Origin of the sequence: Mesobacillus jeotgali (assembly GCF_031759225.1) — a bacterium.
Classification (GTDB): Bacteria; Bacillota; Bacilli; order Bacillales; family Cytobacillaceae; genus Mesobacillus; species Mesobacillus jeotgali_B.
Genome location: NZ_CP134494.1, coordinates 756780 through 781700, shown reverse-complemented (window position 1 = coordinate 781700; position 24921 = coordinate 756780). Strand labels below are relative to the sequence as shown.

The window sequence follows — 24921 nt, the reverse complement described above, 5'->3', positions numbered from 1 at the left end:
GCTTGATTTTGCACTAGGACCTGAGGCTTAGCCTGATACCGGACCATTAAACAGCAAAAAAAATAACCCAGCGATATCCACTTGGGTTATGCTTGTTGATATTTATTTTGAGATGAACATTTGAGTCCAGTAGTGGCCATAATTCCCGCCGGTTACATGCCCGACACCAATATGAGTATACGCAGGGCTTAGGATGTTCTTCCGATGCCCCGGACTGTTCATCCAGGATTGGACTACTTCATTCGGTGTTCTCTGGCCCGCTGCAATGTTCTCGGCAGCGCTTCGGTAATTGATTCCGAAGTTCCTCATCATCGTGAACGGACTGCCATATGTAGGGCTGGTATGGGAGAAATAATTCTTGTCTCTCATATCTGTTGACTTATATCTGGCGACCCTTGAAAGCTGCCAGTCAGTTGCAAGAGGCTTCAAGCCATTCTTGGCACGTTCCTGGTTTGTCAGCTGGATCACCTGGCTTTCAATACTCTTTGTTGCTCTTATTGTAGGGATATTCACCCTCTGGCCAGGATAGATCAAATTCGGATTTTTAAACTGCGGATTGGCGGCGATGATTTCAGAAAGGCCAATCTGGTACCTGACTGATATTTTCCATAGAGTGTCACCTGGCTGTACTGTGTGGACCTGCTGTGCAAATGAAATGGTTGGCAGCGCCATGACCAGTAATAACAGAGCTAATATGATTTTCTTGAACATTGTTCATTCCTCCTCAACTGATAGGATGAGGATAATTCAAGAAATTATTCTTTATTGTTTTTTTCGAGAAAACATCACGATAACGTTGCATATAGTTTTATCAAGGGAGGAATGCGAATTATGGGCTATCTTTGGGTGATGACCATTGGTTTTGTCATTTGTCTCGGTTTTATTGGCGGCATGCTGATGTTCTATATAACATCTGCCTTTAATTATGATGATGTGAGCCGGATTGATATGTTGGATACAGAGAAAAAGAGTAAGTCATAGAATGCCAAAAGGCTGCCAGGATGTACTGGCAGCCTCTTTATATGGCATGTTTTTAAAAGTCGCGTGTGTTATCAAAACGAGCGTTGGCTGGGTTGTCCGAAGTCAGCGGTGCATCAACTGGGTTTCCAGTCCTTGTGCCGTCAACTGTTGTAGCCCCATCATTCAAGCCGACTCTGTTTTCGTCACGCTCGACAACTACAAGAATCTTACCTTCTTTTACATAGCCTTCGTAACGTTCCGCTTCATCTTCCGGAATACCCATTCCGATCAGTGCTCCGGCTAGACCGCCTGCACCTGCGCCAACTGCAGCACCTGTAAGTGTCGCAGCGATTGGGCCCGCAGCCACGATTGGACCAATACCAGGAATCGCAAGTGCGCCGATGCCTGCCAATAATCCAGTAAGGCCGCCTAATATGCCGCCTGTTGCTGCACCTGCAGCCAGACCTTCCTCAGTCTTTGTACCGGTTGCTTCATTGACATCGTGAACCTCATCTTCGTTCTTACTGATAACAGAGATGTCATCAGTTGAGTATCCCTGTCTTTTCAGGTCCTCAACAGCCTGGATTGCGTCTTGCTCGTTATCATATACTCCTACAAGATGTTTTTCATGTTCAAACATAATAAAAGCCTCCTTTAGACGAGTAGTCCTTTTAAAAATACCCGCATATAGGAGGTGTAAACATTATGTCGAACGATAAAATGTTTTAGCTATTCATTTATTAGTGATTTTCATCACGAATCAGTAGCAGTTTTTTTTACAATATAAAGATTATTTCGCCGCCGCAGAAAGTGCAGCTTCAAATTGCTCGATTATATCCTGGCTGTTTTCGATTCCAACTGAAATCCTGACCAATCGATACGTGATTCCAAGCTCAGCCTGTGCCTCCGGCGGCAGCGCTCGATGAGAGGTTTTTAGCGGATGGGAAACAGTCGTTTCGACTCCCGCAAGTGTTGGCACAATTTTGATCCAACCAAGCGACTTGAAAAATTGATCCGCATCCACGTGTTCTGCCAATTCAATACTTACGATGGCACCAAATCCTTTTTCACCTTCAGCGAATGGATAATAAACCTTTGCGACATTCTGATGCACACTCAGACTATCAGCCAGGAGCCTGGCATTCTCTGATTGAGCCTTCATCCTTAGTGCCAGGGTCTTCAGTCCCCTGCAGGTGAGCCAAGCTTCGAATGGACTGAGGTTTGCACCGAGATTCACGATTCTTGCCCGCGCCTCTGCAATCAGTTCCTTTTTGCCAACGACGACACCTGAAGTGACATCACTGTGGCCGCCAATGTATTTCGTCGCGCTGTGGACAACCAGGTCGGCTCCGAGTGTGAACGGACGGACATGCAGCGGTGTAGCAAATGTATTATCCACCAAAACAACCAGATTTCTTTTCTTGGCAAGCGCGATGACCTCCTCCAATTTTTCAACACGGAGTAGCGGATTTGTGATGGATTCGGTATACAGAAGCTTCGTATTCGGCTTGATCGCCTGCTCTACATTTTTAAGGTCTGCAAACGATACAAATGTCGTCTCGATTCCAAAGCGCTCCAACTCAGCCTTCAGCATATGGAAGCTTCCGCCATAAACATCATCAGCCGCCACGATGTGATCACCGCTCTTCACTACTGCCAGGACTCCCGCTAAAATAGCAGCAAGCCCTGAAGAGGCCGCAACACCATCTTCAGCGTACTCAAGCGCCGCTACAGCTTGGCCAAGTTCATCCGTATTCGGGTTGCCAACCCTAGAATACAAATAATTCCCTTCCCCCTGATAAAAGCCCTCCAGCTCATCAAGGTCATTGAATGTAAAAGCCGACGTCTGATAAATCGGTGTCGCCTTGCTTTTAATTCCCTGTTGCTTCGTATGTACTGAATGCAATACTTCTGTTTCAAACTTTTTAGCCATCTTGTCACCTGCTTTTAGAATTCGGAGTATCGTAAAAAAATAACCTCTCCCTATATGGAGAGGTTACAGTCCAATCAGCCTCTCTTATCTTCGGACTGGAATCTACAGAACTTAGCACCTTTCATCTAAAAGATGATGTTGCCGGGCTTCAAAGGGCCTGTCCCTCCGCCACTCTGGATAAGAGTTATTTCGTGTTTAAAAATAGTTTTATAATAGCTGAAGTATACCAGCATCGCCGGCTTTTCGTCAATGACGCTTCTCACAACGCTACTGCAGCATAGCTTGTGTGACAGTTTATACTACGACACTTATCACTAATCATTCGTACATCGTTACGGACGGCTTTCCAATGTGACACACTATCAGCTCAATCTTCCGGATCGCTGTCAAGCAAGTCCCACGGCGTGATCACGCCAATTGGCTTCCCGTGGCGGTCACCGGTTTCCGTGATGATGACGGCCTGCAGTTTCTTCCCTCTTGTATGGTAACGCTCGAACAATTCTTCAATATGATACAGAGATGCATCTTCATCGACAAAGGTCACAAAGTAATTTTTTCCCTTCGTCAAAAGCTCCTTGATGCGAACGTCCTCGAAGTGGACGACACTGTCGGAAAAATGCTTCGCCATCCATTGGATGATTTCCGTTGAAGTCAGCAAGGCAACATATTTATCATCCTTGTCATAGACAGGAAATCTTGTGAAATCAAACTTATTGATCACCTTTAGAACATCTTTAAGATACGCATCTTCATAATAGTAAAACACAGGGCTCGTCGCGATCGATAACGCTGTCTGCGGCTTCTCGAACTCCCGGCATATCTCCTCGATCCGTTCAACCACTTCAATGTGGGGCTCGGCAATATAATAATCCGCATTCACCCGTTCATGGACAATCGCATTGCGAAGCTTGGCAAACTGATGCAGCTCACTTTTATACTTACGCACTAATGAATGATTCTTGTATCCGGAATACAACAGCTCGACAAACGCATCGCTATCCGTGCCCTTCACCATTTCCTTCAGTGCTTTATGAATCCTGTTAAAAGCCGTCTCGAACTTTCCGGATTGCTCCTTATGATTTACCTCATGCTCCTCAGAAGTATTGACTCGGGTTTCAGGTTTCTTCCCATCGTCATTGGCACGCTTTTTCCCATTACCGTTAGTGGATTGACCGGAAGATGGTTTGCCATTACCATTTCTGTTTTTGGCCTGGTTGGATTTACCGTTACTACTTCCGTTTTTTGATTGACTGGCAGAAGAGGAACCCTTCCTGCGTCCAGTCTGCTTGTTGTCTTGTATTTCTTTTGACGGTGAGTTAGACTTTTCTTTTTTTGCTGAGTTGGATGAATTCCCACTTTCACTCCCATTTTTTTTCGGTTGCTTTTGATCCTTTTCATCAACTCGCTTCAGCCTATTTTCATCTAACACCTGCTGCTTGGGATTTGTGCGAATATATGAATTTTTATTTTTACCAGGCTTGCGATTCTTCTTATTTTTTGAACCTGCCTGGTGATTGGATTTATGTTTATTCTGATTATTGTTAGCCAAAATAGCCCCTCCGTGATTTCAAATAACTTCCCTTCTCCTTACCCCTTTTAACACTTTTTCTAATCATGGATATATAATGAAGAAATTCCAGATTGCTTTAATGTTTGATACAATAAGTATAGTACATACATTGCTAATTCATAGAAGTTATTTTTTATAAAAAGGGATTGATATTTAGTGGCAGCAACGAAGAAAAAAAGAATAGTCAAAGAGGTCACACAACTTGTGACCATCACGATCGGGGCGATTATCGCGGCTTTTGGGCTTGATATGTTCCTTGTTCCAAATGCGATCCTGGACGGCGGGGTTATCGGGCTTTCGATCATCGCGGCTGAATTGACGAACATCTCGATGAGTATTTTCCTGATTGTCTTCAACCTCCCATTCTTGTATATCGGGTATAGGAGGATGGGCTTGAAGTTCACACTTCGCACTTTGTATGGAGTCATTATTTTATCGGGTGCGACTGCATATTTACACCATTTTGATCCTGTAACGGATGATTTGTTTTTGGCCACGATAATTGGCGCGGTCATCCTGGGAACGGGTGTCGGTTTGGTCATCCGGGCAGGCGGCGCATTGGATGGAACTGAAATCATTGCCATCCTTGTCAGCAAAAAACGTACCGTCTCTGTCGGGCAGATTGTGATGGTCATGAACTTATTCATCTTCATACTCGCAGCCCTGCTCGTGTTCAGCTGGGAAACGGCCATGTACTCCATCATCACTTATTTCATCGCTTTCAAAATGATTGATGTGGTCGTCGAGGGGATGGAAGAGCTAAAATCAGTCACGATCATTTCCGATGTACCTGAGGAAATTGCTGAAGAATTGCTAAAGCAATTAGGTCGCGGCATGACCTATATCCAGGGCCAGGGCGTTTTTTCAAACGAACCTAAGAAAATCATCTACACCATCGTCAGCCGTATTGAATTATCCACACTACGCTCTGTAGTCGACGATATCGACCCAAATGCCTTGGTCGCAATTGAAAATGTCGCCGACGTTTCCGGAAGCAACTTTGATAAGGCCGGCGGGCATTAGTAAGCAGGCAGAAACCGATCGAATATAAAAAAGTGCCCTGGCGAAGAGTCGCCGGGGCACTTTGCTGTTAATCAATTGGATTGTTGAATTTCTTTTCTTTCTGGCCGGTTGTGAATTCGACTAGTTCTTCGGGTGTGTTGTTGCCCTTCTTCTTGTTGTTGTTGCGCTGGGCGTTACCGTTTCCTAGCTTTTGTTTACCCATGCTGCCACGCTCCTTTTGATGGATTCATGAAGTAGTATGGATTTTTTCTTCAGCGTTTATTCCAAGTTCAGGCGCCCTGCGGACCTTGGTGGCCTGCTCATATGCATAGGCAAGTTTAATCAGCAATGGTTCGCTGAAGGCAGTGCCCGTGAAGGTGATGCCGACTGGCTCTCCACCTTCCGTAAAAGCCGTCGGGACCGTAACGGATGGGTATCCTGCTTTTGAGCCGATTGTCGAGCCATCCATTGGGAATAGAACTGCATCAGCTCCATACTCCTTCAATGCATAGTCAATTCCCTGCTCCCTTGCCATATAAAGATTGTATTCAAGTTCTTCGAGGTACTCAGCCTCGGTCAGCGTCCCGCTTGTTGCTTCAGATTCGAGCAGCACTTCCTGTCCGTACTTCAGCATTTTTTCGCCGTGCTCATAATTGAAGGCGATCACGTCAGCAAGTGTCCTGACTGGAACATTCGGTGAGAGTCCGTTCAGGTAAGCATTCAAGTCTGCTTTGAATTCATAGCTCAGGACTTTATAGCCCCAGGTTGCCTTCGCTGCCGGTATCGCTGCCTCAACTACTACCGCGCCTAGCTCTTCCAATTTTCCAACAGCTTTTTGAAAAATTTGCTCCTGTTCCTGAGTCCATTTGCCAATATACTCTTCTCTCACAACAGCAATTTTCGTTCCTTTTAAAGCTTGTTCATCGAAAAAATAATCGTGATCAAACTTCGGTAAACTGACCATCGTTGCCGGGTCTTGCGGATCCTGTCCAGCAATCGCTTCTAAAAGGTATACTGCGTCCTTCACACTTCTTGCCATCGGACCGGCGGTATCCTGAGTGTGGGCAATCGGGATGATGCCACTGCGGCTGACAAGGCCGACTGTCGGTTTGATGCCAACCAATGAATTTTGCGAAGCTGGATTTAAAATAGAGCCATCCGTTTCCGTACCGACCGCAACTGCAGCCAAGTTAGCGGCAATTGCTGCTCCGGAACCAGCACTGGAACCCCCGACATCGAATTTTCCAGGACCATATGGATTCAGTACCTGGCCACCGCGGGAGCTGTAGCCGCTCTTCATGCCATTTGCCATAAAATTTGCCCACTCGGTCATATTTGTTTTACCAAGAATGACGGCGCCTGCTTCCCTGAGCTTGGCGGCGACAAAGGAATCTCTCTGGGCAAAAGAGTCCTTCAATGCCAGCGATCCAGCACTAGTATGCATTTTATCGTTTGTATCAATATTATCTTTTACAAGAACCGGTATGCCGTGCAAAGGGCCTCTGGCACCCTTTTGCTTTCGTTCAGCATCCAGTGCAGCGGCGATGTGCAGTGCATCTGGATTCAACTCAAGCACTGAATTGATTGTTTTATCAAAAGCAGCGATACGGGCCTGGTACAGGAGAACAAGATCATGTGATGACAGCTCGCCCTTCTCCATTTTCTCCTGCATTTCATCAATCGTCGCTTCCGGCAGCCACTCTGCCATCAATGTATTTAAATGTGGATTATTCACGTTCAACAATTCCTTTCAAAAAAAACTACCATCAAAATAACCTACGGAATATATATTCTGATGTACTAACCAAAAATCCTTTATTCACAGTAAAAAAGCTATAGGAAAAGATCCCATAGCTTCGAAATTCATTATTCAGGGTCGACAATCTTACCGCCGTAAAATTCTTTTTGCACTGGGGTGATATTAAGGGCCTTGCAGTATTTTTTCATATCGCGTTCTTCGCGTTCGTTGACGATTGAGATGACGGTTCCCTTTGCGCCGAAACGGCCTGTACGTCCGGAACGGTGAACATATTGGTCCTGTTCCCTCGGGAAATCGAAGTGGACAACATGTGTGACACCTTTGATATCCAATCCTCGTGCTGCGATATCGGTGACAAGCAGCATTTCGCTGATGCCATCACGGAACTTGTTCAAATACCGCTGACGGTCCTGCTTGTTGAGCTCACTATGCAGCTGGCCGACATGAATGTCCTTGAACTTCAGCTTTTCAGTCGCGATGATCAGGTTAGGAATGTCCTTGATAAAAACAAGTGACTTCGTTCCATCCAGGCGGGCAATCTTCTCAAGGATTTTAATCTTGTCACGCTGCTCGCTGAGGAAATAAATATGCTCTACTTTTGCAGCATCAATCGTTTCGTCTTTTTTAACATTGATAATCTCTGGATCCTTTGCCAATCTCTTGATTGATTTTTCAACAATCTCTGGAAGAGTTGCGGAAAATAGCAGAAGCTGCCTTTGATCAGCAAGAGTCGATTTGACAATGCTTTTTACCGTTTCATTATGCTCCGGAGTAAGAAGCTGGTCACCTTCATCCAGGACGACTGTATGGACTTTGTGCATTTTCAGCTTCTTTTGCTTGATCAGTTCATTCGTCCGACCTGGAGTTCCGACGATGATATGCGGGCTCTTTTTCAGCTTATCGATCTGGCGCTTCAGGTTCGCACCGCCGATCAGGCTGGCCGATTTGATGCCGCTGCCTTCTCCCCATTTCTGGATTTCGGACAGGATCTGCATGACAAGCTCCTGTGACGAAGCAAGGATGACCGCCTGTGTATTCTGCATTTTAGGGTCGATTTTATTTAAAACAGGAAGCAGGTACGCCAAAGTTTTACCTGTACCAGTCGGTGATTCCCCGACAACATCTTTTCCTTCTATTATTAGAGGAATGGCTGTCGTCTGGACAGAAGTCATCGTCTCGAATCCAGCCTTCTCCCAGGCCTGCTGCAGGAACGGTTGTAGTTGCGCAATAATTTGTTGAGTTTCTGACATGATTTTCTCCTTAGTTAAACATTCTAGTATTGATACTAGCTAAAACATGATTATAAGTCCAGTATTCCCTAGAAAATTAGCGTTTTGCACCTTTTATTATTCATTGTTTTTTGCCCGGATCGGTTTTATTGGCGATTTTGTATTTTTATTGGCGAAGTTCACAACTTTATTGGCGAAAACTTGATTATATTGGCGAAGTTCACAACTATATTGGCGAAAACCCGATTTTATTGGCGACTTGGAAATTCTACAGTATTTTTTCCAATTCATAAAAAAGACACCGGACGAGTTACCGCCCGATGTCTCTTATTTCAAACTTATTTACGGATCCAAACTGCGCCAGCAGAGTTATCCTTCGCTTCGCCGATGACTTGGAACTTCAATCCTAGTTCAGGCAGCTTTTTACCTGCATCTGGAATCAATTCGTTGATGTACTTATTAGAGTCATCAAATGTTGTCACACCTGGAAGTCCTTCGTATTCGAACAATCCGCGAGATGGTGAATCAACAGTCCAGGCAGGTGCCTTATCAAGTGAGAATGCTGCGTCAGCGATTTGATAACGTGTGCTGCTCTTTACTGAATCTTGTCCATTAAGTTTGCCGACGATTGCTTCTGGATGTGAATCAACTACACCGATGAAGCCTTCGCCCGGATGGACGCCAACCCAGTTGTCTGTGAAGCTGTCGTCACCGTACCATACAACTAAACCAGTGTTGTACTTCACACCGCGGCCGGTGTTCAAGCCTTTGTCAGACCCAGCGTAGTTTCTCCACTCCAGGTAGTAGTAGTGATCTTTATCGAACAGGCCGTTTGTTGAGATAAAGCCATCAAGAGTCACTTGCTCAGTTCCTTCTGCATCATCAGAGAAAGCAACTACGCCGTCAACAGTCAGGCTGAGGTTGTCCATTGCGAATCCTTCTGGAGCAAGGCCTCCGTCTGTAACGTATTCAAACACAAGTTGAACTTTCTGGCCTGCGAACTGGCTTAAGTCATAAGACTTGTCCTCCCACTGTCCTTGAGAAGATTCCATGCCGCCAGCAGTGTTATTGTCGCCGATCACGTCTAACTCAACTTCTGTGCCATCTTCAGTTACTGCATTTACAAATACATAGTCATAATCGAATTCTACTTCGTACCATGCTTTATAATCGAAAGTCGCTTCTGTTGCAGCTGTCAGGTCGAATACAGGTGTTTCCAATGCAGTGTGCAGGTCATCACCTTTTGTACTGTAGTAGTATTTTTCACCGAAAGCTGGCTTGATACCTTCTACCTTCTTCTTAGGCAGGTTCACTTTTACAATGCCGTTATTTTTTGACTTCGTGACGCTCTGGTCGATGACTGCTGTTAAACCATTTTCATCAATTTCGTCGTAGTTGACTTCTGTAATGTTCGCCCAGTTGCCGCCCATGATTTTCTGGAAGTACTCCTTGTTCTGTGGAGAGAAGCTAGTAGGCTCTGTGCCTGCTACTGCCCCATTCCAGCTGCCGCCGCTCATGATTGACCATGATGCAACCGGCTCGCCTTGTCCAGTGTACTGAGTGTCGTACTCATCTGGAAGACCTAAGTCATGTCCGAATTCGTGTGCGAATACACCAACAGCTCCATCTTCAGGCTCGATTGTGTAGTCGAATGCTGCCATTGATCCGCCCCAGTATGGAACCTCTGCAGTACCCTCTGTTCCAGGAACATCGTATACTCCGTCCAATACCCAGCGGTGTGACCAGATTGCGTCGTCACCTAATGCTCCGCCGCCAGCTTCCTGGCCGACACCCGCGTGAAGGACCATCAAGTGGTCAACAAGTCCGTCAGGCTCGTTCTGGTTGCCGTCAGCGTCCAGATCATATAGGTCGAATTGATCAAACTCAGAAAGATCAAGTCCGCCTTCAACTGCTGCAGTCAATGCATCTTTTACAAAATCGCGCGGACCGCTTTCTCCATTATTGTCATGGCCGCCTTCCGGACTATCGTCGCCGTAGTCAGCAGCATTTCCAGGGACCGTTACCCAGTCAGTTACATGACCGTCAACCGTATAGCTGCCTCCAGACTGTTCTTCGTAGTACTGCTTGAATGTCTGCACCTTTTCTCCATTGAATAATGTGAACTCTTCATCACCGAACAGCATTTTTTCATAATGCTCACGGCTGAAATCGTCTGAATACATATAGCCTTCTTCTTGCTCAATGTTATTGTGCTTGAAGTCTGCAAATTCAGCGAGCAGAACAAGAACCTTGTCCTCTCTGACTTCACCATTGTAAGGAGCCTGTTTCGCAGGATCCACTTTCGCGTAACCTGTTGGCTTGCCTTTTTTATAATTGTCATGGCCTTTTTCAAGCTGTTTAGTAAGCTTGTCTTTTTGCTTTGTCAAAAAGTCCTTGGACTTCTTAGTCATATCATCTTCAGCAGCGTGCTTGTCTGTCTTGCCTGCTTTAGCGCCCTGCTTCTTCTTGATATATTCTGTTACCGCTTTATTGACTTCTTCCTGTGAAGCACCTTTCGCAATCAGGCCACGCTCCAGCAATGCTTTTGCAAGACGATCCTGGTCTACGATGTTCAGGTCGATTGGCGCTGAAACAGGCGCTGTTGCAGCTTCAACTGATTTAGTTGCAACTGGTGATCCTGCAAATGATCCAGCAAATAAGGTTGAAGCGAAGACAGCACTTGCAGCAACGCTGGAAAGAACCTTTAACGAACTTTTCTTCTTCAAAAAGATTACCCCCTGCTATTTTCCAAGTTTCGATTATTCATATATTCCGAAGAATCTGATACGAATTGTAGCAAGGTTTTGAAATATTGTAAATTTTTATAATATAATAATATATTCCTATAAAATCCTTCTTTTTTTAAGAAAAGCACCCTTCATTAAAATTAAACTGAGTCTATCATCCTGTTTTCATCTCAGTAAGAAGTGTAATTGAAACTATTTTAATAAAGCATTCTATTGGGAAAATTTCTTCGGGTATCTAAATTTGATTCAATGGAACTAGCAGAATATAGTAATTTTTTCAAAAAAATGATGTGTTTATTTAATTTGATTGGTACTATTTACATTAAAAGATTGAACTCGATTACTAGTGGTAATGTATTGTAGAACCTTTTCAAGGAGTGTTTGAACTATGAAGGAATTATTGAAGGAATTAATCCTGATTGACAGCTCCACCAAGGAAGGGGCCAATCAGGCTGTCGAGTTTTGTAAACAGTGGCTCATTGAGCATGAATTGCAGCCAAGTTTGATTGAAAACAATGGATATAAAATGCTGGTTTGCGAGATTGGCGAGGGTGATAAAACGATTGTATTCAACGGACATGTTGATGTGGTCAGCGGAAAAAAAAAGCAATTCGTTCCCGTTGAAAAAAATGGCCGGATCTATGCAAGGGGTGCGGCGGATATGAAAGCTGGCGTAGCCGCGATGATGGTTGCGATGAAGGAATTACGCAATCAAAAAATCGGGGTGAAAATCCAGCTGCAGATTGTGTCCGATGAAGAAATTGGCGGGATGAATTGTACCGGCTATCTAGTCGAAAATGGCTATCGCGGGGATTTCGTTATCTGTTCTGAGCCGACGCAGCTAGGAATCGCACTGCAGGCAAAGGGTGTTTTGAGAATCGAAGTCGAGGTTACCGGAAAGTCGGCTCATGGCAGCAGGCCTTGGGAAGGTGAAAACGCGATCGTCAAAGCCTATCAAATATACGAAAAGCTGCTTCAATTACCTTTTACAAAAGAAAGCTCGGATTTCTATCAGTCACCATCTATCAATCTAGCCATCATCTCTGGCGGTGAAGTTTTTAACAAGGTGCCTGATCATTGTGTCATGTCCCTTGATATCCGTTATCTTCCTGGCCAAGATGCCGATGTGATTGTGAAGCAAATCGAAAGCATCTCGGATGGTAAAGTTACCGTCGGACTTAAAGGAATCCCGGTGGCGACAAAGCGGGATGATTCATTTATCAATCAGTTGAAACCAGTTTTGGAAAAGCATGTTGCTGGTGAAGCAGTGATATTCGGACAGCACGGTGCTGCGGATACCCAGTATTTCGCGGCACACGGAATCCCGGCAATCGAGTTCGGGCCGAGCGGAGCAAACTGGCACGGTGATGACGAATTTGTCGAGCTGGAATCGCTTGAAAAGTATAAAGAGATTTTGATCGATTACGTTAAATCTTATTAGAAATTAAAAGACAGCCACTCGGCTGTCTTTTTAACTGCTAAAACGATATTTCTTTGACCAAGAATATAGCAATAATCCTAAAACCAAAACAATTTGCAGCAAAAAGACAACCGAATCCCAAAAACGAATGCTAGTGATTGGTTCCAAGAATCCCGGCAGCATGATCTCATTCACCGCGAACATAATTTGCGGGATATAGTAGTAAGCGGTAATGGCAAATGTGAGCAGGATGCCTGCAAGGTAGAAATAGGCGTATCTGCGTACGAACTTCTCTTCCCCGTCGAATGTTTCTGTTTCTGGAACGCTGAGAAAAGGCAGCCATTTCGCTAAGAAATTTCGCCCGTTTTCCATTAGATTGTAGCAGCCTGTTTTGTTTTCAATGACATAGTATAGGTCCGTTTTCATGAAAACAGCAGTCTGAAAAACTAAACGAATGAAAGTGTTCAGTACGATCAATTTTAAAAGAGCCATTGTGAGAGTATTTTCGCTCGCAATAAACTGAGCAGCCAATGCCAGGAACAATACTACAATATCAAAATTCATCCCGGCAAGAAACAACTTATTACGCTTTTCAGCCGGCAATTTCCACACCTGAGACATATCGGTCTCCAACACAACAAAAAACAGGCGGTTTCCCACTTCTATTTTTGCCGGCAAACCCTCAGAGCGGACCGCCAGCACATGTCCGAATTCGTGGATGATTACAAGAAAGAAGCCTATCAGCATCACAGCCAGGATATTTAGTAACATCAGGTCAAACATAAACAGATCCGAATAGCGTGGGAATAGGTTCGGATTAAATAGAATTAAGCCGGCGCTTGCCACAAGTAAAAGGAAGTACAGCTTTGAACTGATTGTGTTGAATAAGAAGCGGCCTAAATTTTCTGGAATCCAGATTAAGCCAGGGTGGTTTTTCTGCCCCGAATCAATCAAGATTTGTTTGCCATTTAACTCGCTAATCAAGTTAAGTTCAAGGAGTTGAGAAACAAAGTCCAATATGTCGATAATTTCATCAGGATATCTAACAATCAAGGCGTTTTCCACTTCATAAAGTGATTTTTTCTCATTGATTAGCTCAATAGCACTTATACAAACTTCTGGCATTTCGTAAAATTCGCCGGTGGCCTCATTTTCAACGATGTAGTGTTTTTTATCTCTTCTTACTTTCAGAGGATTCATGAAAACGACTGAATCGTATGATAAATTCATGTTATCACCCTATTCCCAGGCAAAATAGGCGATGATTCACCAACATCATCGTGGAAATAATGCACACCACCAGCAAGTTGTTTTAATCCTCTTTAATTTGCGTATTTTCATGATGTCACCTCCTTTCAACTAATATTTGAGTGAATAGGAAGATCCTTTGACCATTCATACTTATTATGAAAGTTAACCCATTCTGGGAAAACCTCTTTGAATAATTCCACAAGGTCAGGGTCAAATTGTGTACCCTGCCCTTCAATAACTCTTTTGTATGCCTCTTCAACAGGCATCGCAGATCTATACGACCTTGAGGATGTCATAGCATCAAAAGCATCAGCGATAGATACTATTCTTGCAGAGAATGAAATCTGCTCGCCCTTAAGCTGATCGGGATAGCCCTTTCCATCCCATCTTTCATGATGAGATCTAATAATTTCAATGCTGTCACCAAGGCCATTTACTTTTGCAATTGCCCCTGCACCTACTTCTGGGTGTGTTTTAATAACTGCATATTCTTCTTTTGAAAGTTTCCCAGGTTTAATTAGTATTGAATCAGGTATGTTCACTTTTCCGATATCATGCAATAAACACGCATGTGAAAAAGAGCGAAGTTCCTCTTCTGAAAATGCACCAGTCGCTGAAGCTAATGAATGTGCATAATAAGCCACTCTTTCACTATGCCCTCTAGTATATGGATCTTTAAGCTCCAGTGTTGCAATGACACCTTTAACAATGCCGGATAACTGATTATCATAAGAAGTTCTGATTGCACTAATATATCCCTGAAATCTTTTTAAAATAATGAATCCTATTAAGGATAGCGCTACAATAAGAGCTATTGGGAACAATACACCCGTAGTTTTAAGGAAGAGTCCGATAAAAGCATACTTAAAAATAATTCCTAAAGACACTGTCCAGTAAAATAAAGAACTTACAAAGATAGGAGCGAATAGAATGAGAAAAACTTCAACTACATTACCACTTTTATATTCATACCCACTTCCGTAGTATGTAATAGAATCATATAGGACTGTTAAAACTAAATAAGATATGACGAAAAAATACTTCAGTATAGATAATTTAGTTTTTTGAGCCAAATATACAACAACAGGAAGCAACAACATAATCAAGAAATAATAGTAATATCTATAAATCCCAAAAAATTCAATATCCTCTTGCAAAATTTGTTTTGGATAAATATAAAAGTAGAAGACATCGAAAGCAATAAATAATCCATAAAACAATGTCAAAAACCATTTTATAGCTCTTTTTTCTTCATGGTTCAACGAAGGGTCTTTAAAATTTGTCTGCATATATGTACCTCGCAATTTCATCCAAAGCGTATAGCCCTCTTTTTCATTCTTATCGCCCAAAAAAACAAATAGTTTAATAGTAATAACAAACACAATCTCAAATGAATAAAAAGACCTATAAAGGAGTCGTCAAATATCGACATTTATTTCATTATAAACCAAAAGGACTATTCAATAAAATAGTCCTTTTGGTTTATTTGTTGGGTATCACTTCATAATTTAGCCACAATTTGGGATGGCCGGCAGTGTTAATGTCACGGTTGTTCCTTTGCCCAGCTCACTTTCAATAGCTAATCTGCCATCATGTTCTTCAATAATTTTCTTTGTTACCATGAGCCCTAAGCCATTTCCATTATTCTTGGTCGTATAAAATGGTTCTCCAAGCTTAGCCAGTTTATCAGGTTCAATGCCACAACCATCATCTTTAACAGAAACTTCAACTTGATTATCTGCTTGTTTTGCATTGATTGTAACCGTACCCCCATGTGGCATTGCTTCCATTGCATTCTTTATTAAATTGATAAAAACTTGCTTTAATTGATTTTCATCACAAACGAGGACAGCAGGCTCTTTCATGTCCAAGTTTATTGTTACATCTTTTCTTTGAGCATGTGGATCAATTACAGATAGAACGTACTCGACTATATCTTTTAGGCTTTTTTTCGTCTTAATAGCTGTGTTAGGTTTTCCTAAAATCAATAGATCATTGACGATTGCATTAATTCTATCTATCTCATTCAGCATTATAGGATAATAATGGTCATCGCCTTTATCTTTCTCTTGTTGCAGCTGTGTAAAGCCCTTCAACGCCGAAAGAGGATTCTTTATTTCATGGGCAATCGCTGCTGCCATTTGCCCGATTACTGCTAATTTTTCTTTCTGTCTCAAATCATTATACATTGTAGTCATAGCATTAATATAAGATTGGAAACGTGTTAAGAGAATCCAGGATATGATAGCAATAAAAATAATCAATCCCATAGGGAACAAAACTTTGGGTGATTGGAAGATGATTCCGAATAATGAATATTTAATAAAAAAGCCTAATGTCATAGTCCAAAAGAAACGCTTGTTAACGAATATCGGAGAGAACAAAATAAAGTAGATTTCCAGTACATGACCGCTTTTAAACTCCTGGTCTGTTCCCCAGTAAATCATTAAATTATTAATAAGATCAATCAGCACAAAGGCTAGAAAGTAGAGATACTTAACTTTTTCGGGCTCTCCACGCCTCACTAGGAATATACCCGCTGGAATAAGTAAGAATAAAAGAATATGAAAGAAAAAGCCAAGGCCTCCACTAGGTAAACCCATTGTTTCGTTATTCAAATATGGAACTAAAAAATAGTAAATAAAATCATATGGAAAAAGGATTATATAAAATGTCCACAAAAAGAACTTAACTGCTTTTACTTCTTCATATACTAGTACTGAATTTTTTTTGAGCGGATTCATATGGAATCTCCTTAAATCTGAAAACTTGATAGCCTTATTATATCAGGATGTGTCACTTCTTGTTACATTTTGTCTCATTGCGCAATGATTTTTTAATAAATATTTTTTATGGATGGAAAGGAATTTTTTATGGAATGAAAAATGGACCAGGCGATAATATGCCTGATCCTTTTCCTTATGCCGTTTCACTTAGGTTGTATTCATTAAGGATTCCTTCGAGTTTGAGTGCGAGTCCCATGCTGCCCTGGATTTTAAGCTTTCCTGTCATGAAGGCGGCTGTGCCGTTGAGTTTGCCCATGATCATCTTCTTGAAGTTTTTATCTGACAGCGTCAGGGTACAATCTGGTGTTGCTTCTGTTCCTTCAACAACCTTCGCAGCTCCATTTGTGATCAACAGCTGGAATGTCCCGCTGTCATCACCAGTGATGTCATATTGATAGACCGTATTCATGCCTTGAATCGGCTCTGGCCTATCTTTCATAACCCTCTCGATCTCCTGCCACACTTCTCTGACCGACTTGTTTTCCAACATCCTACCCACCCCTATCAACCTATTTATTTCCATCATACCCGACGTAAGTCCTAATGGGCAATCCGAAAACGAACGTATTATCTAATAATTCCCTATATTCGTCGGGTTGCTTTTAGCTTAACTGCCTGTACTTGCGAAAGCCTTCAAGCCTCTGTTCCAGAATACATAGGCAAGGACACAGCAAACAATCGCTGCAACCGGAGTCCAGAGCGCAAATTCCTTGTAGCCGGACTTGTCGATAAAATAGGCTGCCGGATAGAATGCCGTGAACCCGTAAGGAATGATCCATGTCAGGAACATACGAATCCCCTTGTGATAGATTGTCAGCGGGTATCTCGCAAAGTCACTCAGGTTGAAGACTGCCCAGACTATCGGCAAGCTGTCGATCATCCAGAAGCTGAACGTCGCGAAAAATAAGTTAATCGCTACGAAAATCAACCCAGATGAGATGATCATCATGACCAGCATCGCAATTTCTGCTGCTCCCCAAACAAGGTCAACCTGTGGAATAGCTGTTCCCAGGATTATCAACCCGATGATCAACTGGCCGAAACCATCCTGGTGCAGTCTATCTGCAACAACATGGAATAACGGATTGACCGGCCTGATCAGTAACCGATCCAGCTTTCCTGGCCTGATGTACTGCCAGCCAAGCGTCCAAAGATTATCAAAGAAAATCTGATGAATTGAACGGCCCGTTGCCGCGATTCCGTAGATGAACAATATCTCATAAAACGACCAGCCATTGATCTGCTCAATGTGGTCGAACACTACTTTTACAAAAAAGATCGAAGCAAATTGCTCAAGCATGACCGAGGCGACACCGATCAAAAAGTCGATCCGGTATTCCATCATCACCTTCATATGGCTCTTCGCAAACTCCCAATATAATCTCGTATAACGACGCATGAAACCGCCTCCTATCCTCCAAAAATCGTAATCTGTTTAATCGCTTGCGACCAGATTACCCTTACCAAAACATATAATGAAATGAGCCAGAACAACTGGACTCCAAGTGCCATGTAAGCGTCTGTTCCAGTGATTAAGCCGGAATAAATTGATACAGGCAGATACACCATTGCCTGAAAAGGGAGAAATTCTGTAATGGTTCTAAGCCAATCCGGGAAAAGTGTAATTGGTACAAGTGCCCCTGAGAAAAATGTGATCAGTGATTCCTTCAAAACTCTGACACCCCAGACATTGACCGTCCAGAATGCCAGCACGCCGACAAGGAAATCAAAGAATGTACCGATCCAGATGCCCACCAGCGCACTAACTACGAATAGCAAAATCGTCTCTGGCGATTTCGGAAAGCTTAAATCCATAAAGAAGTAAGCAATCAGTATCATCGGGATTGTTCCTTGAATCAAGTACATGACCTTCTCACCAACATCCACCGCGAACATTTTAAAAATCATATCGTAAGGGCGCATCAACTCGATCGCTACCTGACCCTCTTTGATATTCTCGGCAAGCTCATTGCCGACACCGCCGACAAACCCTTGAAGAAGCATAGCAATGACGATATACGTCAGCATCGTTTCTAGATTAATATTTTGAATCGTCGTCTGGTTCGCGTATACCGCCTGCCAGAAGAAATAAATAATCAACAAACGCATCACCGAAGATACGGTCCCGGCCCAGTACCAGGCGGAATAAGCAGTGTTCTCCTGCATTCGCCCTTTAGCTATTTGCCAGTACTTTCCCATGCTCTCCCCCCTGTTCCTGCTTGTTGTACAGCTCCTCAACGATCGTCTCGATCTTAGGATCCGCAATATTCAAATCGCCAATTTCATACATGCTCATCATTTCCGAAATGACGAACGAGCTTTTAACAGTCTCATGGTCAAACGCTAAGCTGACCTTCGTTTCTTCTTCGTTGTGTAAAACATCCGCCTGACAGATGAGTGACTCGGGCAATACGAACTTTTCCTTATCCGCCAGCTCAAAGTGGATTACCCGCTGCTGGCCAAATTGTTTTTTAATCTGCTCAAGGCCACCATCGTATAAAATCGTACCGCCATCAATGATGATAATCCGGTCACAGATTTCCTCGATGTCCTGCATGTCATGTGTAGTCAGCAGCACTGTTGTGCCCCAGCGCTGATTCATTTCTTTAATAAACTTTCTGATTTTCACTTTTACCGCAATATCAAGACCGATTGTAGGCTCATCCAAGTAGACAACCTTAGGTCTGTGAAGGAAGGCTGCAGCCAGTTCACAGCGCATTTTTTGCCCAAGCGAAAGCTGTCGGACAGGAATGCTAAGCAATGGTTCCAAGTTCAAAACCTCGGTGAACATCTCGACTGTCTCCTGATACTCGTTCTCCGGAATCTCGTAAATATGTTTTAAGAGATTATAAGATTCACGAACCGGGATATCCCAGAAAAGCTGCGTCCGCTGGCCAAAGACTGCCCCGATATTGACCGCGTTCTTCTGACGGTTTTCATATGGTACCAGCCCATTCACCGTCACCTTTCCAGAAGTCGGTGTCAGGATTCCCGTCAGCATCTTGATCGTTGTCGACTTACCGGCACCGTTCGCTCCAATATAGCCAACCGTCTCACCCTGATCAATGGTAAAATTAATCCCCTTCACCGCATGCTTCGTCTCATACTTCCGGTTAAAAAGCGACTTGATTGCTCCCTTAAGACCAGGGTCTCGCTTCACCAATTTATATTCCTTCTTCAAATTTTCAACTGTAATCACATTATCACTCTCCAAGAACATACATTCGATTTTTAGGCACAAAAAAACCACAGACATCCCAGTCCGTGGTTACGCAATTATTTTAACATGACAAAAATAAGCGCTACTACACAAAATACAGGCAGGCCGAAGGTAAACCATATGAAATTATTGTTGCTGTTCCATTAGTTGTGTTAATCATTTCGACTGCCTCCTTAGGTTATTTGAATACTTTCATATTGTACCTGTTAGGGAAATTTTTGGCAACAGTTATTTTCCACAACCACTTCACTATGCAGATTGTCTATACCGTTCGGTTTTATACCATTTACTTTCTTTTTTCAAGACGACTCGCACTGTTTCCATAACCAATGATGATACAACAAGTAAAACCCATATTTGTGAATACGTAAAATACATCAGGATGATCGTCAGAAAGTTCTTTACGTTCAACTGGTCTTTTTCAATGCTTAACGCAAGAGCCACTTCTGACAAAAAAAGCAGGAATGCCAGAACGAATAATGCCATTGATGCAGCACCTGCAGACAAGTGAAGGTCCGTAAATAGATTGAGAATGAAAATAACATTTGACATCAATACACCCATAAGGAACATCATGTAAGTGAACAAAAAATAAAATAAATCAAGCACGACCCTTTTATTTTTTAGCCGTCCCAGCCCAAACAGGTATTTCCCGATCACATACTGATTTCCTCTAGCCCACCTCGTACGCTGCTTCCACCAGACCCTCCAGGTTTCCGGTTCCTGCTCCCATGTAACAGCTGCCGGAAAAAAGCGGATATGATACCCCAGGTTATACACCCTGAAGCTTAGTTCCGTATCCTCTGATAATGCTTTTACATCCCAGCCACCAATATGCTCAAGAATCGACCTTCTTATCGCAAAATTGGTTCCGGGAATCGTTGAAAGCTTGAACCAGAACCATCGTCCCCCCTGGGCGAGCCATTGGAATGTAATCGTCTCGATATTTATGAACCGGGTTAAAATATTCCTCCTGGCATTTTTTACTCTGAATTTCCCCACGACCGCACCCGCACTCGGATCATTCTGCAAACCCAAAACTAAATAGAGCAAAGAATCCGGCTCTGGCGTGTTATCAGCATCATAGACAACGATCACTTCACCCCTTGAATGGGCGAGTCCAAAGTTTAAAGCAGACGATTTTCCCTTTCCAGCAGATTCCTCGTCCGTCTGCACGACCTTAATAAAAGGAAATTGAGCTGAATACCTTTCCGCAAGCATTCCTGTATCGTCAGAGGAGTTGTCATTGATCACAATCACTTCCAGTCTTCCCCTTGGATAAATCAGTTTAAGAATAGCTTCCAAGGTTTCTTCAATGACCATTTCTTCATTATGTGCTGGAATCAGGACACTTACTGTGGGATAGTAAGGAAGGTTCTTTTCCCAATCGCTTGTTTTATTCCGGTAATTTGCATAATGGGTATACCCTCCGTACATTAAAAACATATGGTATAAAAGCATAAACCAAATGAGAAAAAGACAGAGATAGAAGAGCAGGTTAACCATGATGATCCCCTCCATGCCGTGCCCTTCGTACCTGCACTTTGATAGCTAAAAAGACAAATATTGCAACCATGACCCCTGCTATCGCAACAATCATCCACATAGTATAATTCGCCGCGGATTTCACATGCGGGTTGTAATATTCGGGATTCTTCTTTAAAAGTTCGAAATAAGCAACAGATTTTGTGACCTCTTCTTTTTCACTGGCTATAACCGAGATGTTATCAACCGCAACATAGTTGTTCATTTTTTTCAAATCAATCCATTGAAGGTTCGGAATCTTCTCCCAGCGTTCAATTAACTCCTTGAACCTTTCGACACCGAGATAAGGATGGTAAAAACCCGCTACATACCCATCCCTGACAATCAACTGATTTTCTGCCGCTTTCATCATTTCATCAATGGCTTTGTCATTGTCTGGTTCAACGAAACCAATCGTTTCCGGCAGAAGCTTCATTCCGTGTAAAAAGGCAGGATATGATAAATAGGGCGACGGGGCCATGATTTGCCAATCTCTGTCCCCCAGCTGAAGCTGGCCGATATAGGTGGAGAAATGATCAGAAAGGATTTCATAGCCACTTTGCGACATTGTATAGTGGGGAGCTTCGAAAGCAAGTGGATACAACCCTAGCCCCACCATCTCCTGAATCGCTTTCGTCACCTTCGTTTTGATGTAATCCGTCTCAAACGCTTTCTGCTTGCCGAGGAATTTCAGGTATTCTTCTTCGCTTTTAAAATCTTCTCTATTCTTTTTCTCCGGTGTTTGATCAGGAGGAACAGTTACAGGCATATTAGCGTCTACATCCCAAAATTCAAAACCCTCTCCTGTTTCATCATCCTTGTATTGGTGGGTGTACCCATGCATGATGATGCTTCCCCCATTTTGCTGGCTGTATTTCAAGGCACTAAGCATATGAGGATAATCACTGAAGCGTGACTCAACCCCAGTTTTTGGATCCCTATAGACCGGGATGACAGAAACGATGTAAGGTATATTCTTCTTTTTTAAAATCGTCGCAATCTCCCTAAAGATGCTGGCATCAGTTAACGGATGAATATCTTCAAGTCTTAAATATGCCGGGTGTCCCTCGGCATGGTCTGCCTGAAACACATCATGCAATGCCTCACCAAGGTAGATGGAAAACAAGGAATCCATTTGATCCGGCGCATAATAATAAGCCGACTTGTTCTTAATAAAAATCGGATAGACGTTTCCTGAACTGGTCCCATTAATAAGGGCTATACTATCGTCAGTTGGGTCAATCGTGCTCACCAATCTTTTCTCTTCAAACATAGACCGATGGCCTCCCTTCACCAGTACCAACTCTTCTATAGCCACCTGCCGCTCTTGTTTAAAGAATGATAACTGTTTCCCTAGCTGCTCCGCATTATGGCCAATCGCGAGGGTAGTTCCTTTAAAACTATCAACCGATCCTGCAATGGAATCCGGCAGCAGATCCGCCACCTCCCCATAGTAGACAAGTACGGAAACTCCATCTAAATCTCTTTGACCAAAGTCACTAGCACTCTTAAATGTAATGTCTTTCGAAAAATGACCAAGAAGCATATCAAGTAAATTCACATTCTCAGATCTTACATTGCCTTCTGTCGTATATAAAACCAAAACTTTTGCATCAGTACGGGGATCCTGATTCATATCCGCATTTGCCACAGCCGCAAAAAAGCAACAAAATAGTAAAACAAAAAGCGAAACTTTTTTACTGATTAGTGTCTTATGCTTTCTCTGATCCCCCAGCATTTCTACATCCTCCTATACATATTCAGGAAAATGAATGTGTCATTATAATTAAAACTACGATTAATGCCAGATTCTGTGTTAATGATCGAATTACTTTTGTCCTGAATGTTGTCTTGTTCTCTAAATAGTATTCATGACTCAGGTTTAAAGAACTGCACCAATAAAAAAAGTGCCAGTCCACTAGTGCTTCCTGGCACTTATGGTCTGGCACTTACTTCTTATCGCTAACTTAGCTTCTCAATTGTAATTCCATTTCTATGAGAAATGAAAGTGAATAACTCCTCAGAGTTTTCAAAATGACCTGAAGGACCAAAATTCTGGAAGACATTCATCTTCCTTAAGATGCCGCCGAGATCCAGGTCATTGCCGACAAGATAGAGGTCCTGACCTCGTTCCTTCAGTTGATCTCTGAGCTGAATCAATAGCAGAGCCCCTGATGCATCCACAATGGTGACCTTTTCAATATCTATTGCGATTTGCGGACTGTCATCCGCGGTGATCGTCCTGGTGATCAGCTCAGTCGCACCAAAATACAAGGGGCCTTCCAGATTGTAGATTTTAAGATTTCCCTTTGTTTCGCTACTAATCTTGAAACCTTCCTCGCTCATTCGCTTCATGAAAATTAATGCACTCATGACGATTCCGGCTCCAACAGCTACCATCAGGTCGATGGCCACAGTCAGAATCATCGTCACTAGCATCACGGCTGCATCTGTTTTTGGTTCATCCTTCAGAATCTTAAAGCTGTCATAATCAAACATCGTGATACCAGTCATTATTAAGATCCCCGCAAGCACAGCGAGTGGAATTTCTTCTGCCAGCGGTCCGAAGACGAGCATGAACAGCAGCAAGGCAACACTATGAACCATTGCCGACAACGCCGTTTCACCGCCACTGCGTAAATTGACTACCGATCTGACTGTCGCCCCAGCACCAGGCATCGCACCGAACAAACCTGCAAGTGTGTTACCAATCCCCTGGCCAATTAACTCTTTATTACTTTTGTGCTTAGTACCTGTCATATTATCCATGACAACAGATGTAAGCAATGAGTCAATTGATCCAAGCACCGCGATGCTCAACGCTGCCGGAATCAGTTGAATGATGACACCCAAGTCAGCAATCGGCAGGTGAAGTTGCGGCAAGCCTTTTGGAATCTCGCCAATTCTCTCTGCGATGTCAAAGAAAATGAAATCGTTGATAAAAGGTAATGTAAAATGAACGGCAGGAACTACTTTTTCCAGCAGGATTACCGCCACTGTTCCTAAAATCAGAGCCATCAAGCTTGGCGGGATAATCTTGATCCATTTTATAGCCACGAGCATAAAGACAATCGTCAATATCACGACCAAAAAGCTGCCCGTCACATACTGCAGCTGCCCCATGATAATGATGATGGCAATCCCGTTCATAAAACCACTGACCACCGGCAACGGAATGAATTTTAAATAATTCCCTGCTTTAAGTAACCCAAATATAACCTGAAATAGGCCACCCATAAACGCGGCAATAAACGCATACTCCAGTCCTTTAGACGCCACAATCCCGGTAAAGATAATCGTGATTGGCCCAGTCGGACCCGTCACCTGCCCCTTCGTCCCGCCAAATAAAGCCGCAAAAAAACCAGTAATGATTGCACCATACAAACCAATGATTGCACCATCCGAATTACCCGTCGCCTGCATCCCAAAAGCCAACGCAAGCGGCAGCGCAACAACCGAAACCGTAATCCCGGCCAGCAACTCACGCTTCAGGGTTTGAAACATGTTTGATACGCCTTCT

21 protein-coding genes and 1 riboswitch are annotated in these 24921 nt (G+C 43.2%); of the genes, 3 read left to right on the top strand and 18 right to left on the bottom strand.

Annotated features, from left to right (window positions below; genetic code table 11):
* Positions 1-102: 102 nt before the first annotated feature.
* Positions 103-711: a SafA/ExsA family spore coat assembly protein gene (safA, locus tag RH061_RS03915; RefSeq protein ID WP_311074091.1), complete on the bottom strand. Its 609-nt coding sequence runs from the start codon at positions 709-711 to the stop codon at positions 103-105.
* Positions 712-831: 120 nt separating this feature from the next.
* Here safA and RH061_RS03910 point away from each other — a divergent pair, with 120 nt between their 5' ends.
* Complete coding sequence (locus tag RH061_RS03910; protein WP_311074090.1) at positions 832-981, top strand: hypothetical protein; 150 nt, start codon at positions 832-834, stop codon at positions 979-981.
* 52 nt (positions 982-1033) lie between these two features.
* Here RH061_RS03910 and RH061_RS03905 read toward each other — a convergent pair whose 3' ends face one another.
* The 3 genes from RH061_RS03905 to RH061_RS03895 all read right to left on the bottom strand — a co-directional run bounded on the left by RH061_RS03905 (position 1034) and on the right by RH061_RS03895 (position 4442).
* Positions 1034-1600, bottom strand: coding sequence for a general stress protein (locus RH061_RS03905; RefSeq protein WP_311074089.1), 567 nt, complete (start codon positions 1598-1600; stop codon positions 1034-1036).
* A 150-nt stretch (positions 1601-1750) separates the two neighbouring features.
* Complete coding sequence (locus RH061_RS03900; protein ID WP_311074088.1) at positions 1751-2893, bottom strand: trans-sulfuration enzyme family protein; 1143 nt, start codon at positions 2891-2893, stop codon at positions 1751-1753.
* A gap of 81 nt (positions 2894-2974) precedes the next feature.
* Positions 2975-3077, bottom strand: a riboswitch (SAM riboswitch).
* A 183-nt stretch (positions 3078-3260) separates the two neighbouring features.
* On the bottom strand, positions 3261-4442 hold the full coding sequence (locus RH061_RS03895; RefSeq protein ID WP_311074087.1) for a CBS domain-containing protein: 1182 nt from the start codon (positions 4440-4442) through the stop codon (positions 3261-3263).
* Between the two features lie 177 nt (positions 4443-4619).
* On the opposite strand from RH061_RS03895, the gene RH061_RS03890 reads away from it, so the two are divergent.
* Positions 4620-5486, top strand: a complete 867-nt coding sequence (locus RH061_RS03890; protein ID WP_311074085.1) for a YitT family protein — start codon at positions 4620-4622, stop codon at positions 5484-5486.
* 67 nt (positions 5487-5553) lie between these two features.
* Here RH061_RS03890 and RH061_RS03885 read toward each other — a convergent pair whose 3' ends face one another.
* From RH061_RS03885 to RH061_RS03870, 4 genes are all read right to left on the bottom strand, one after another.
* On the bottom strand, positions 5554-5688 hold the full coding sequence (locus tag RH061_RS03885; RefSeq protein WP_260983522.1) for a hypothetical protein: 135 nt from the start codon (positions 5686-5688) through the stop codon (positions 5554-5556).
* A 24-nt stretch (positions 5689-5712) separates the two neighbouring features.
* Positions 5713-7200 (bottom strand): amidase family protein, encoded by a 1488-nt coding sequence (locus RH061_RS03880; RefSeq protein ID WP_396654859.1) that lies wholly within the window; start codon positions 7198-7200, stop codon positions 5713-5715.
* Between the two features lie 131 nt (positions 7201-7331).
* Positions 7332-8474 carry a DEAD/DEAH box helicase gene (locus tag RH061_RS03875; protein WP_311074082.1) on the bottom strand — a complete coding sequence of 381 codons (1143 nt, stop codon included), beginning with the start codon at positions 8472-8474 and terminating at the stop codon, positions 7332-7334.
* A 317-nt stretch (positions 8475-8791) separates the two neighbouring features.
* The gene (locus RH061_RS03870; RefSeq protein ID WP_311074080.1) at positions 8792-11179 is read right to left on the bottom strand and encodes an immune inhibitor A domain-containing protein; all 2388 of its coding nucleotides are present in this window, start codon (positions 11177-11179) and stop codon (positions 8792-8794) included.
* A gap of 409 nt (positions 11180-11588) precedes the next feature.
* Here RH061_RS03870 and RH061_RS03865 point away from each other — a divergent pair, with 409 nt between their 5' ends.
* On the top strand, positions 11589-12641 hold the full coding sequence (locus RH061_RS03865) for a M20 family metallopeptidase (RefSeq protein ID WP_311074078.1): 1053 nt from the start codon (positions 11589-11591) through the stop codon (positions 12639-12641).
* 30 nt (positions 12642-12671) lie between these two features.
* On the opposite strand, the gene RH061_RS03860 is transcribed toward RH061_RS03865, so the two are convergent.
* The 10 genes from RH061_RS03860 to RH061_RS03815 form a co-directional block, all read right to left on the bottom strand.
* The gene (locus RH061_RS03860; protein WP_311074076.1) at positions 12672-13850 is read right to left on the bottom strand and encodes a hypothetical protein; all 1179 of its coding nucleotides are present in this window, start codon (positions 13848-13850) and stop codon (positions 12672-12674) included.
* A 125-nt stretch (positions 13851-13975) separates the two neighbouring features.
* On the bottom strand, positions 13976-15160 hold the full coding sequence (locus RH061_RS03855; RefSeq protein WP_311074074.1) for an HD-GYP domain-containing protein: 1185 nt from the start codon (positions 15158-15160) through the stop codon (positions 13976-13978).
* A gap of 219 nt (positions 15161-15379) precedes the next feature.
* Positions 15380-16615: an ATP-binding protein gene (locus tag RH061_RS03850; protein WP_311074072.1), complete on the bottom strand. Its 1236-nt coding sequence runs from the start codon at positions 16613-16615 to the stop codon at positions 15380-15382.
* Between the two features lie 175 nt (positions 16616-16790).
* The gene (locus tag RH061_RS03845; protein WP_311074071.1) at positions 16791-17147 is read right to left on the bottom strand and encodes an SCP2 sterol-binding domain-containing protein; all 357 of its coding nucleotides are present in this window, start codon (positions 17145-17147) and stop codon (positions 16791-16793) included.
* 117 nt (positions 17148-17264) lie between these two features.
* Positions 17265-18056: an ABC transporter permease gene (locus RH061_RS03840; protein ID WP_311074069.1), complete on the bottom strand. Its 792-nt coding sequence runs from the start codon at positions 18054-18056 to the stop codon at positions 17265-17267.
* Positions 18057-18067: 11 nt separating this feature from the next.
* The gene (locus tag RH061_RS03835) at positions 18068-18856 is read right to left on the bottom strand and encodes an ABC transporter permease (RefSeq protein WP_311074067.1); all 789 of its coding nucleotides are present in this window, start codon (positions 18854-18856) and stop codon (positions 18068-18070) included.
* Positions 18831-19856 (bottom strand): ABC transporter ATP-binding protein, encoded by a 1026-nt coding sequence (locus RH061_RS03830; protein WP_311074066.1) that lies wholly within the window; start codon positions 19854-19856, stop codon positions 18831-18833. Before RH061_RS03830 ends, RH061_RS03835 begins: the two co-directional genes overlap by 26 nt.
* A gap of 270 nt (positions 19857-20126) precedes the next feature.
* Positions 20127-21383, bottom strand: coding sequence for a glycosyltransferase family 2 protein (locus RH061_RS03825; protein ID WP_311074065.1), 1257 nt, complete (start codon positions 21381-21383; stop codon positions 20127-20129).
* Entirely contained in the window at positions 21376-23139 is a 1764-nt protein-coding gene (locus tag RH061_RS03820; protein WP_311074063.1) for a DUF2334 domain-containing protein, read from the bottom strand. Before RH061_RS03820 ends, RH061_RS03825 begins: the two co-directional genes overlap by 8 nt.
* 224 nt (positions 23140-23363) lie before the next feature.
* Entirely contained in the window at positions 23364-24905 is a 1542-nt protein-coding gene (locus RH061_RS03815) for a SulP family inorganic anion transporter (protein ID WP_311074061.1), read from the bottom strand.
* Positions 24906-24921 lie beyond the last annotated feature (16 nt).